This window comes from Aeromicrobium sp. SORGH_AS_0981 (assembly GCF_031453195.1).
GTDB lineage: Bacteria > Actinomycetota > Actinomycetes > Propionibacteriales > Nocardioidaceae > Aeromicrobium.
Genome location: NZ_JAVIZD010000001.1, coordinates 2,535,804 through 2,547,224, shown reverse-complemented (window position 1 = coordinate 2,547,224; position 11,421 = coordinate 2,535,804). Strand labels below are relative to the sequence as shown.

The window sequence follows — 11,421 nt, the reverse complement described above, 5'->3', positions numbered from 1 at the left end:
TAGGAACGGCGGCCCTGCTCCCGCGTGGGAGACGGGCACCGACCACGGCCGGGAGCGGGAGGCGCTGGACGGGCAAGGAGGGTCAGAGGTTCTTCCTTCTCGTGGACCGCGCCACGCGAAGGGAGAAGCGCTGCCCGCGCGTAGGTGGGCGGCGGTGGATTCTCCACCTCACACGGGCTGAGAAGGTGGCAGATCCACCGCCGGCGCGCAGGAACGGCTCATCGTGGGCCGATGACGCTGCAAGGGAGAAGCGTGGGGCCCACCGCGAGACCCACCCGCGTCCCCGGAGCCCAGCCCGGCCGACGCCCGGCCGCCCGGTCGAGGCTTCTCGGAGACCGCCCCCGGCGTTAGCCGAGGCAGCGCAGCAGCAGGGCGAGGACCACCGTGTGCAGCGCACCGGCAGGTCCTGGGGTCAGCGGTCGCGCAGGATGGCGCGGATCCGCGCGACCCGGTCGGCCACGGCGGCCTCGTGACCGTGGCGGCCGGGCTCGTAGTAGTCGCGGCCGTCGACGTCGTCGGGCGCGTACTGCTGGGTGACCACCCCGCGGGGGTCGTCGTGGGCGTAGCGGTAGTCGTGCCCGTGGCCGAGCTTCTTGGCGCCGGAGTAGTGCGCGTCGCGCAGCGCCGGGGGCACGGCACCGACCCGGCCGGCGCGGACGTCGGCCTGCGCGGCGTCGATCGCCCGCACGACGGCGTTCGACTTGGGCGCGGTGGCGAGGTGGATCACGGCCTGGGCGAGCGGGATGCGCGCCTCGGGGAACCCGATCAGCGCGACGGCCTGCGCGGTGGCTGTGGCGACGGGCAGCGCCGTCGGGTCGGCCATGCCGATGTCCTCGCTCGCGTGGATCATCAGGCGCCGCGCGATGAACCGGGGGTCCTCCCCCGCCTCGACCATGCGCGCGAGGTAGTGCAGGGCGGCGTCGACGTCGGAGCCGCGGATGCTCTTGATGAAGGCGCTCGTGACGTCGTAGTGCTGGTCGCCCTGCCGGTCGTAGCGCACGGCCGCCTTGTCGACGGCCAGCGCCGCGTCGTCGACGGTGACCTCGGTGCGACCCTGGCTGAGCGTCGCGCCGGCGGCGGCCTCGAGGTAGGTGAGCACACGACGTCCGTCGCCACCGGCCAGCCGCACGAGGTGGTCGCGGGCGTCGTCGGTGAGGTTGACCCGCCCGCCGAGCCCACGGTCGTCCTCGACCGCCCGGTCGATCATGACGGCGACGTCGCCGTCGTCGAGGGACTGCAGGGTGAGGAGCAGCGACCGGCTGAGCAGCGGCGAGATGACGCTGAAGTGGGGGTTCTCGGTGGTGGCGGCGATGAGCGAGACCCAGCGGTTCTCCACGCCCGGCAGCAGCGCGTCCTGCTGCGCCTTGGAGAAGCGGTGCACCTCGTCGACGAACAGCACCGTCTCGACGCCGTTCTGCAGCGCGCGCCGCGCTCCGGCGATGACGTCGCGGACCTCCTTGACGCCCGCGGAGACCGCCGAGACCTCGACGAAGCGACGGTGGGTGTGGTTGCTGATCAGCGAGGCGATGGTCGTCTTGCCCGTGCCCGGAGGGCCCCAGAGGAGGATCGTGAGGGGCTGGTCGCCGTCGATCACCTGCCGCAGCGGCGACCCCGGCACGAGCAGGTGCTCCTGGCCGACGAGCTCGTCGAGGGTGCGCGGACGCATGCGCACCGCGAGCGGCGCCGAGGAGTGGGCGTTGCCGGCGAGCGAGCCCGAGGAGTCCGGACGCGCCACGGGGCGCACGTCGTCCCCCGGCAGGTCGAACAGTCCGTCGTCGCTCACCCTGCGAGCGTAGTCACCGCCCCCGACACGCCCGGACGCTGTACCGCGGTCGGCGCATGGGCCAGGCTGGGCTCATGGGCCTGTTCTCCCGCCGTACCTCCTCCGAGTCCGACCCGCACGCCGACGCCGGCGACTCCGGGACCGCACGGCCCGCCCCCACGCCGGTCGGCGCCTTCTGGGACTGGTGGACCGAGGAGGGCCGGCACCTCGACCCGTCGCAGGCAGGGCCCGCCCACGCCGCGCTCGACGGGCTGCTGGCGGCGATCGACCCCGACCTGACCTGGCACCTCGGTCCCGGGCGCACCGCACAGCACCGGCTCACGGTCTCGGCCGGCGGCCTCGCCGACGCCCGTCCTGCCGCCGAGCGGTGGTTCCGCGCCGCTCCGCCGGCGGACGCGACGTGGGAGTACGCACCGGCCGTCGAGACCGACCCCACCGCGTTCGACGCCGTGCTCGAGGTCGACGGGGCCGCCGTCGACCTCGCGCGGGTCGTGCTCGCCGTCGAGACCGACCTGGAGGCGCTGCGCGTGCACGTCGGCGTGCACCATCCCGCCTTCGCCGAGCTGCCCGAGCGGGTGCACGGCCCGTTGACCTTCATGGTGCTCGACTGGGCGCTGGGCGAGGACGACGTCGCGCGCTGGGTCGGCGGGGTCGAGCCGCTGGTCGACGCCCCGTCATCGGCACGCACCGTGGCGGACCTGCAGGCTGCGGTGGCCGTGTGCGCCGAGGAGCGCGACACCGACGTGTGGTCGGCGCTCTCCGGACAGACCGCCGAGGGTCGCCCGGTGTTCGCGCTCGCCCGCACCGGTCTGCGATGGGTCGACGCACCGACCCTCGACCTGCACCACGCGCTCGTCGCCACGTTCGACCCCGACGATCGGGGCATGCCGTCACCGGAGGTGCTCGGTCGACTGCAGGCCCTCGACGACTCCCTCACCGCGACCATCGAGCCGCGCGGGCTGGTCGTCGCCCGGGTGACGACCGACGGCACCCGGACCCTGCACGTCTACACCGACGGCGAGGACCAGAACGCCGGCGCCGACGTGGCGCGGTGGGCGTCGACGCACGGACTGTCCGCCACCCACGAGCGCGACCCGGGCTGGACCCGCGTCCGCCACCTCCTCGGCTGAGGGCCACGGTGCAGCTGCGTCCTGCTCGTGACGACCGTGGCTCCTGGCACGTCCGGCGACCGGGACCGTTCGCCGTCACGTACTGGCTGCTGAGTAACACCGTCACGAATCTGTTCGACGCCTTCGCGGGGGGCACCCTCCACGTCTGGAGCCTGTTCCCGGGCGCCCGCCACGACGGCTACGTCGGGACGCTCGACGTCGCCGAGGGCGAGCGGTTCGTGGCCCCGGGGCTGCGAGGATTCATGTGGGTCCTGGAGGTCACGGTCGACGGCCTGGTCCTCGAGACGGTCACGACCGGTTCCCGCACGCCGGTCGTGCTGCCAGACCCCGTCGCGGTCGTGGTGCGCCCGCGCTACGGGGTCCGCCGCTCCCGGCTGGCGCACACGCCTTGGCGGGCACGGCTGACGCTCCCCTCGGACGAGGTCGTGGAGCTGGTCGGCCCTTGGTTCGTCCTCTGCCACGCGGCCCGGCAGCTCGGGTGGCCCTCTCCGACGACCGCGCGCTGAGCGGGGCTGACCTGCTCGCGCGAGGTCAGGACGCGGGTGCGCCGTCCGCGTCCTCGGGCCCCTCCTCATCGGGCTCCGCGTCGACACCGGCCTCGGCGCGCTGCTCCGGCGTGATCGGGGCCGGGGCCGCGGTCAGCGGGTCGTACCCGCCGCCGGACTTCGGGAACGCGATGACGTCGCGGATCGAGTCGGTGCCCGCCAGCAGGCCGACCGTGCGGTCCCAGCCGAAGGCGATGCCGCCGTGCGGCGGGGCGCCGTACGCGAACGCGTCGAGCAGGAAGCCGAACTTCTCCTGCGCCTCCTCCTCGCCGATGCCCATGATCTCGAAGACGCGCTTCTGGACGTCAGGGCGGTGGATACGGATCGAGCCGCCGCCGACCTCGTTGCCGTTGCAGACGATGTCGTAGGCCTGGGCGATCGAGCTGCCCGGGTCGGCGAGCGTCGCCGGGTCCTGCGGCGCCGTGAACGCGTGGTGCACCGCGGTCCACTCGCCGCCACCCACCGCGACGTCGCCGGAGTCGAGCTCGCTCACGGCCTCGAACATCGGCCAGTCGACGACGAAGCAGAACGCCCACGCCGACTCGTCGATGAGGTTCTCGCGACGGGCGATCTCGATGCGCGCGGCACCGAGGAGCTGACGCATCGACTTCGTGGGGCCGGCAGCGAAGTAGATCGCGTCGCCCGGCTTCGCACCGGCAGCCTCCGCGAGTCCCTCGCGCTCGGCCTCGGACAGGTTCTTCGCGACCGGACCGCCCAGGGTGCCGTCCTCGCCGACGAGCACGTAGGCCAGGCCCCGCGCGCCACGCTGCTTGGCCCACTCCTGCCAGCCGTCGAGCGTGCGACGCGCCTGCGAGCCGCCGCCCGGGTGCACCACCGCGCCGACGTACGGCGCCTGGAACACGCGGAAGGGGGTGTCCTTGAAGTAGTCGGTCAGCTCGACGAGCTCGAGGTCGAAGCGCAGGTCGGGCTTGTCCGAGCCGTAGCGACGCATCGCGTCGGCGTACGTGATCCGCGGGAACGGCCGGGGCAGCTCGACGTCGATGAGCCGCCACAGCTCGGCGTAGATCTCCTCGGCGAGCGCGATCACGTCGTCCTGGTCGACGAAGCTCATCTCGACGTCGAGCTGGGTGAACTCGGGCTGCCGGTCGGCGCGGAAGTCCTCGTCGCGGTAGCAGCGTGCGATCTGGTAGTACCGCTCCAGGCCGCCGACCATGAGCAGCTGCTTGAACAGCTGGGGGCTCTGCGGCAGCGCGTACCAGCTGCCGGGACGCAGGCGCGCGGGCACGAGGAAGTCGCGGGCGCCCTCGGGGGTCGAGCGGGTGAGGGTGGGCGTCTCGACCTCGACGAACTCGTGGCGGCCGAGCACCTCGCGCGCGACGGCGTTGACCTTGCTGCGCAGACGGAGGTTGTGCGCGGGACCCGAGCGACGCAGGTCGAGGTAGCGGTGACGCAGCCGCACCTCCTCGCCGACCGTGCCCGCGCTCGACGACGCGGCGTCGTCGATGGGGAAGGGCAAGGGCGCCGAGGCGCTGAGGATCTCGACGTCGCTCGCGATGACCTCGATCTCTCCGGTCGGGATGGCCGGGTTCTCGTTGCCCTCGGGACGCTTCTCGACCGTGCCGACGATCTTCAGGCAGTACTCGGCGCGCAGCTGGTGCGCGACCTCCTCGCGGACGACCACCTGCACGACGCCGCTGGCCTCGCGCAGGTCGATGAACGCGACCCCGCCGTGGTCGCGCCGGCGCGCCACCCATCCGGCGAGGGTGACCTGCTCGCCCACCTGGGCGGCGGTCAGGCTTCCGGCGGCGTGGGTGCGGATCACGGCGTGGTCTCCTTCGAGTGGGGGCCGAGCCCGGCGACGGTGGGCGTCAGGTCGGCGGCGGGGGGCGTCCAGGTGTCGGGGTCGACGTCGACCTGGTCGCCGGTACGGATGTCCTTGACACTAGGGCCGACCCTAGGCGGTTCGCCCGGGAAGAGGACGTACGGGATCCCACGGCGCTCGGCGGTGCGGATCTGCTTGCCGAACTTCTGCGCCGCCGACGACACCTCGGTGGGGATGCCGCGCCGCCTCAGCCGCTGCGCGAGGGCGTCGCTCGCCGGACGTGACTCCTCGTCGGTCACGGCGACGAGCACGGCCGACGGCACGGGTCGGCTGCTGGTCAGCCCGTTCGCGACGAGCGGGACGAGCAGCCGCGAGAGGCCGAGCGAGATGCCCACGCCCGGGTAGGTGCGTCGGCCGTCGGACGCGAGCTGGTCGTAGCGCCCGCCGGAGCAGACGGAGCCGAGCTGCTCCTGCCCGGTCATGCGCGTCTCGAACACGGTCCCGGTGTAGTAGTCGAGGCCGCGCGCGATGCGCAGGTCGGCGGTGACGCGGACCCCCTCGACGTCGGCACAGGCGGCGACCACGGTCGCGAGCTCGTCGAGGCCCTCGTCGAGCAGCGGGTGCTCGACACCCAGCTCGCGGACCCGCTCGACGAAGGAGGTGTCGTCGGTGCTGATCTCCGCGAGCGCCAGGCAGGCACGGGCCGACGTCTCGTCGAGACCGGTCTCCGCGAGCAGCTCGAGGATGCGCTCGCCCGGCAGCTTGTCGAGCTTGTCGACGACCTGCATGACGGCAGTGGGCTCCGCGACGCCGAGGCCACGGTAGAAGCCCTCGAGCACCTTGCGGTTGCTCACCTGCAACGTGAACCAGGACGGGTCGTCCGGTCCGGCGCCAAGGACGGCGGACACCGCGGCCAGCGCCTCGGCCATCACCCGCGCGACCTCGACGTCGGCGTGGAACGGCAGCGTGCCGTCGCCGACGATGTCGATGTCGGCCTGCGTGAACTCGCGGAAGCGTCCCTGCTGCGGACGCTCCCCGCGCCACACCTTCTGGACCTGGTAGCGACGGAACGGGAAGGCGAGCTTGCCGGCGTTCTCCACGACGTAGCGCGCGAAGGGGACGGTGAGGTCGAAGTGCAGCGCGAGCGCGTCGGAGCGGGAGCCGGAGTCGCCGGAGGCGTCGTCGTGGATGCGGCGCACGACGTAGACCTCCTTGTCGATCTCGCCCTTGCGCAGCAGCGTCTCGACCGGCTCGACGGCGCGGGTCTCGACGTTGGCGAAGCCGTGCAGCTCGAACACGCGGCGCAGGGCGTCGACGACCGCCACCTCCACCGCACGGTCGGCCGGCAGCAGCTCGGGGAATCCACTCAGCTTCGCCATGTCAGCCCTCCTGCAGCTCGGCGAGGAACGGGTTGGTGGCGCGCTCGCGCCCGATCGACGTCTGCGGGCCGTGACCGGGCAGGACCACGACGTCGTCGCGCAGCGGCAGGACCTTCTCGCGCAGGCTCTGCAGCATCTGGTCGTGGTCGCCGCCGGTCAGGTCGGTGCGACCGATCGAGCCGGCGAACAGGAAGTCGCCGGAGAACATCACCTGCGACACCGTGCCCTCGGTGACGCCGCTGCCGTCCCAGTCGACCCGGTAGTAGACGGTGCCCGGCGTGTGGCCCGGGACGTGGTCGACGCTGAGGCTCAGGCCGTCGACCTCGATCACGGCACCGTCGACGGCGTCGCGCACGTCGGAGGGCTCGACGAACTCGGGCAGGTCGTGCAGGCCGAACTGCGCGCGCAGCATCGCGGCGGACGGTCCGGAGATCGCCGCCATCGGGTCGCTCAGCAGGTGCCGGTCGGCGGGGTGGATCCACACCGGTGCGTCGAACTCCCGTGCGACGTCCTGTGCGTTCCAGAGGTGGTCGAAGTGGCCGTGGGTGACGAGGACGGCCTCGACGCGCAGGTCGTGCTCGGCGACGACCTGGCGGACCCCGTCGAGGGCGTCCATGCCGGGGTCGACGACGACGCACCCGGCACCCGCCTCGCGGGCGAGCACGTAGCAGTTGGCCTGCAGGGGGCCGGCGGGGAAGGACGTGAGCAGCACGCCCCACAGGGTACGCGGGGCGCGGCGGCCCCCGGACCACGGCGGGCGCCCCGTCGAGGCGTCCCGACGGGCGGCGGGGTGGCGGAGTCGGGGTGGCGTCCTCCTAGACTGTCGCCATGACCACCGCCGAGCACCCGTGGGGCCGCGTCGACGCCGAGGGGACGGTCTTCGTCAAGACCGGTGACTCCGAACGAGAGATCGGCGAGTGGAAGGTCGGGGACCCCGCCGAGGGGCTCGCCTTCTACGTCCGACGCTTCGAGGGCCTCGAGACCGAGGTCGACCTGCTCGAGAAGCGTCTCGCCTCGGGTGCGCTGTCGCCCGACGAGGCCGCCAAGGCCGTCGCGAAGGTGCGCGGGGAGGTGACGGACGCCGCCGCGATCGGCGACCTCGCCTCCCTGGAGGCGCGTCTGGACGCGCTGGCCCCGGCCATCGAGAAGCAGCGCGAGGAACGTCGCGCCGAGCGTGAGGCCAAGGTCGCCGAGGCGACCGTCGCGAAGACGCGCATCGTCGAGGAGGCCGAGAAGATCGCGGCCGGCCAGGACTGGCGCGCCGGCGCCGACCGGCTGCGCGAGCTGCTCGAGGAGTGGAAGGCACTCCCCCGGCTCAGCAAGTCGGCCGACGACCAGCTCTGGCACCGCTTCAGCGCCGCGCGCACCGCGTACACGCGCAAGCGCAAGGCCCACTTCGCCGAGCAGAACACGCAGCGCGAGGCCGCGCAGAAGGTCAAGGAGAAGCTGATCGCCGAGGCCGAGGCGCTCTCCTCCTCCACCGAGTGGGGTCCGACGTCGGGCGCCTACCGCGACCTCATGACCCGCTGGAAGGCTGCCGGCTCCGCGCCCCGCAACGTCGAGGACAAGCTCTGGAAGCGCTTCCGCGCCGCTCAGGACGTCTTCTTCCAGGCCCGTGACGCCGCGAACGCCGCGCTCGACGAGGAGTTCGCCGCCAACGCCGTCGTGAAGGAGCAGCTCCTGGTCGAGGCCGAGGCGCTCCTGCCCGTCACCGACCTCGACAAGGCACGCCGCGCCCTCAACGACATCGCCGACCGCTGGGAGGCCGCGGGCAAGGTGCCGCGCGGCCGGGTCAAGGAGCTCGAGGGACGTCTGCGCACGGTCGAGCAGGCCGTCCGGGCTGCCGGTGAGCAGGAGTGGAAGCGTTCGGACCCCGAGAAGTCCGCCCGCGCCGACGACATGATCGGCAAGCTGCAGCGCGCGATCGACGAGACCCGTGAGGCCCTCGCGAAGGCCGAGGCGGCGGGCGACGCACGCAAGGTCAAGGACCTGAGCGCGAAGCTGGAGTCGAACGAGTCGTTCCTGGCGATGGCCCAGAAGGCCGCCGCCGACTTCGGCTGAGTCCCGACGGTCGTCGAGACGCCCCGGCGCCCGGGGTGTCGACGACTAGCTGTGATGTCCAGGCAGGTTGTTGGCGATCCTGCTGATGGGTGGCAGTGCTCCGATGGCTGAGTGGGGCCGGTGGTGATTGTAGTAGTGGATCCAGCCGGGCAGGGCGGCTCGGCGTTCGGTCTCTGAGCTGTAGAAGCGGGCGTAGGCCCACCCCTCGGCCAGGGTGCGGTGGAAGCGCTCGATCTTGCCGTTGGTCTGGGGCCGGTAGGGCCGTGTCCGTTTCGGGGTGATCCCGAGGTCTGTGCAGGCCTGTGTCCAGGCGTGAGCGCGGTAGCAGCTGCCGTTGTCGGACAACACTCGTTCGACGGTGACACCGCGCTCGGCGAACCAGGCAACGGCCCGGCGCAGGACACCGATCGCGGTGACGGCTTTCTCATCGGTGCAGACCTCGACATAGGCGACGCGGGAGTGGTCGTCGATGACGGTGTGCAGGAACGCCGTCCCGATGAGCGGTTCGTGGGTTTTGCTGCGTGGTGCCCCGGTGCGCAGCACGGTCGCCGCCCGGTTGCGGTCACCCTGGGCCTTGCCGACGTAGCGCCAGCCGCCGCCGTCGGGAATGTTGCCGAACTTGGTGACGTCGACATGGATCAGCGATCCCGGGTGCGGGTGCTCATAGCGGCGGATCGGCTCACCGGTGACCCGGTCGATGTGACTGAGCCGGTTCATCCGACACCGCACCAGGACCGCGTGGACGGTCGAGGGCGCGAGGCCGAGCCGGCCACCGATCTGCACCGGCCCGAGGCGCTGTCGCCACCGCAGGGAGACGATCTGGCGCTTCACCCGCTCGGATGTGCGATGCGGACACGTCCGCGGACGACTGGACCGGTCGAGCATCCCAGCCGGCCCCTCGCAGCGGAACCTGTTCGCCCACTTGCGGGCCGTGACGGTCGAGACCATGAACATCTTCGCCGCGTCAGCGGGCCTCCAACCGTCCTCCACGATCAACCGAGCCAGCCGGAGCCGAGCACGAGGAGTCAGAGCAGCGTTAGCGTGGACCACGAAGGCCTCCTGGGAAGAGAACGGAACCTAGACAGCTCCACTCTCACCCCGGAGGCCTTCACCTATCCAGAGAAACAACGTCCCTGGACATCACAACTAGCGCGCCTGCGGTTCGAGCGTGCGGGTGTGGAGCGCCCGCCCGTCGACGTCGCGCAGGGTGACGGTCAGCGCCTCGGTGGCGGCGTCGATCTCGACCTCGCCGAAGAACTGGAACCCGTCCGCCGGGCCGGTGTTGGGCGTGGGCGGGGCGGCGACGAACTCCGCGCGCGGACCGAACGTCGAGTCGAGCCGGTTGGGTCCGAACGCACCGGCGTTCAACGGGCCGGACACGAACTCCCAGAACGGGTCGAACCGCTGGTAGGCGGCCCGGTCGGGCGAGTAGTGGTGCGCGGCCGTGTAGTGCACGTCGGCCGTGAGCCACACGTGGTTGCGGATGCCGGCGTCCTGCAGCGCCGTGAGCACCTGCGCGATGTCGATCTCCCGACCGCGCGGAGCCCCGGCGTCGCCCTGGGCCAGACCCTCCTGCCGGCTGCTGCCGTCGGGCACGACCAGCCCGATCGGCAGGTCCGCCGCGATGACCTTCCACGTGGCGCGGGAGGCGCGCAGCTCGCGCAGCAGCCACCTGGTCTGCTCCGCGCCGAGCACCCCGCCGTCGCCCGAGGTCTCGTCGCCGGCCGTGTTCGAGTCCTTGTGGGTGCGCATGTCGAGGACGAAGACGTCGAGCAGCGGTCCCTGGTGCAGGACGCGGTAGACCCGTCCGACCCGGTCGGGCGAGATCTCGGCGACGGGCACGTAGTCGTGGAACGCGCGCCGCGCCCGCGCCGCGAGCACGTCGACACGGCGCTCGGTGTACCGCGCGTCGTCCAGCACCTCGCCCGGGTACCAGTTGTTGGTGACCTCGTGGTCGTCCCACTGCGTCACCTGCGCGGTGCTCGCCAGGAACGCACGCCAGTTCTCCGCCTCCAGGTTGTAGCGGTACTGGCCCCGGTACTCGGCGAGTGTCTCGGCGACCTTCGACTTCTCCTCCGTGACGAGGTTCGTCCACGTCCGGCCGTCCGAGAGCGGCACCGACGCCTGGACGGGACCGTCGGCGTAGACGGTGTCGCCGCTGCAGAGGAAGAAGTCGGCGTCGCGGCGGGCCATCGCGTCGGCGATGCGGAAGCCGCCCAGGTCGGGGTTGACGCCCCAGCCCTGCCCAGCGACATCGCCGGACCACAGGAAGCGGACGTCGCGCCGCCGTCCGCCGAGCGTCCGGAGCCGGCCGGCGACTGGACGACCCGAGCGTCGCGGGTCGTGCAGGTCGACGGCGCGCAGCCGGTAGTGCACGTCGGTGCCGGGCGGGAGCCCGTGCACCGCCCACTGCCCGGTGAGGTCGGTGTCGGGCGTGACGCGCGGACCGGGGACGGTCACGGCACGCCGGAAGGACGGGTCGCGGGAGATCTCCGCGACGAGACGCGCCGGCCGGTCGGCCCGCCCCCACAGCGTCGCCTGTCCAGCGTGCACGTCACCGGCCTGCACCCCGTGCGTCAGCTCCGGCCTCCCCCGGCGCACCAGGGACGGCACGCCGCGGGCAGCCGCCGGCCCACTCCCCAGCAGCACGCCGCCAGAGGTGGCGGCAGCCAGCGCAGCCGCGCGGACGACGGTTCGACGATCGATCTCCCCCGAGCTCATGACACGACCCTCCCCCATC

9 protein-coding genes are annotated in these 11,421 nt (G+C 72.5%); 3 read left to right on the top strand and 6 right to left on the bottom strand.

Translation table 11 applies throughout. The features are described from left to right. Nucleotides 1–412 precede the first annotated feature (412 nt). A complete protein-coding gene (locus tag QE370_RS12815; protein WP_374208203.1) occupies nt 413–1,783 on the bottom strand; it encodes a replication-associated recombination protein A in 1,371 nt (456 codons plus the stop codon). A gap of 74 nt (nt 1,784–1,857) precedes the next feature. On the opposite strand from QE370_RS12815, the gene QE370_RS12810 reads away from it, so the two are divergent. Together QE370_RS12810 and QE370_RS12805 are read left to right on the top strand one after the other, a co-directional pair. Continuing rightward, complete coding sequence (locus QE370_RS12810) at nt 1,858–2,913, top strand: DUF695 domain-containing protein (protein ID WP_309634575.1); 1,056 nt, start codon at nt 1,858–1,860, stop codon at nt 2,911–2,913. Nucleotides 2,914–2,921: 8 nt separating this feature from the next. Next, complete coding sequence (locus tag QE370_RS12805; protein WP_309634574.1) at nt 2,922–3,419, top strand: hypothetical protein; 498 nt, start codon at nt 2,922–2,924, stop codon at nt 3,417–3,419. A 25-nt stretch (nt 3,420–3,444) separates the two neighbouring features. Here the strand turns inward: QE370_RS12805 and aspS are convergent, their stop codons facing one another. Genes aspS through QE370_RS12790 form a run of 3 tightly spaced genes read right to left on the bottom strand, consistent with a single transcriptional unit; the run spans nt 3,445 to nt 7,332 of the window. Further along, nucleotides 3,445–5,241 carry an aspartate--tRNA ligase gene (aspS, locus tag QE370_RS12800; protein WP_309634573.1) on the bottom strand — a complete coding sequence of 599 codons (1,797 nt, stop codon included), beginning with the start codon at nt 5,239–5,241 and terminating at the stop codon, nt 3,445–3,447. Then, a complete protein-coding gene (hisS, locus tag QE370_RS12795) occupies nt 5,238–6,620 on the bottom strand; it encodes a histidine--tRNA ligase (protein WP_309634572.1) in 1,383 nt (460 codons plus the stop codon). The genes aspS and hisS overlap by 4 nt, the downstream gene beginning before the upstream one ends. Before the next feature lies 1 nt (nt 6,621). Further along, a complete protein-coding gene (locus tag QE370_RS12790) occupies nt 6,622–7,332 on the bottom strand; it encodes an MBL fold metallo-hydrolase (protein ID WP_253023017.1) in 711 nt (236 codons plus the stop codon). Between the two features lie 116 nt (nt 7,333–7,448). On the opposite strand from QE370_RS12790, the gene QE370_RS12785 reads away from it, so the two are divergent. Next, the gene (locus tag QE370_RS12785; protein ID WP_067857890.1) at nt 7,449–8,681 is read left to right on the top strand and encodes a DUF349 domain-containing protein; all 1,233 of its coding nucleotides are present in this window, start codon (nt 7,449–7,451) and stop codon (nt 8,679–8,681) included. Nucleotides 8,682–8,726: 45 nt separating this feature from the next. Here the strand turns inward: QE370_RS12785 and QE370_RS12780 are convergent, their stop codons facing one another. Both QE370_RS12780 and QE370_RS12775 read right to left on the bottom strand, forming a co-directional pair. After that, complete coding sequence (locus QE370_RS12780; protein ID WP_309634077.1) at nt 8,727–9,731, bottom strand: IS481 family transposase; 1,005 nt, start codon at nt 9,729–9,731, stop codon at nt 8,727–8,729. Nucleotides 9,732–9,827: 96 nt separating this feature from the next. Next, entirely contained in the window at nt 9,828–11,402 is a 1,575-nt protein-coding gene (locus tag QE370_RS12775; protein ID WP_309634571.1) for an alkaline phosphatase D family protein, read from the bottom strand. Nucleotides 11,403–11,421: the final 19 nt, after the last annotated feature.

What these genes read in the sequence shown, in the direction of transcription:
- QE370_RS12810 (WP_309634575.1), top strand. Translation starts at nt 1,858, where the DNA reads ATGGGCCTGTTCTCCCGCCGTACCTCCTCCGAGTCCGACCCGCACGCC.
- hisS (WP_309634572.1), bottom strand. Translation starts at nt 6,620, where the DNA reads ATGGCGAAGCTGAGTGGATTCCCCGAGCTGCTGCCGGCCGACCGTGCG.
- QE370_RS12785 (WP_067857890.1), top strand. Translation starts at nt 7,449, where the DNA reads ATGACCACCGCCGAGCACCCGTGGGGCCGCGTCGACGCCGAGGGGACG.
- QE370_RS12775 (WP_309634571.1), bottom strand. Translation starts at nt 11,402, where the DNA reads ATGAGCTCGGGGGAGATCGATCGTCGAACCGTCGTCCGCGCGGCTGCG.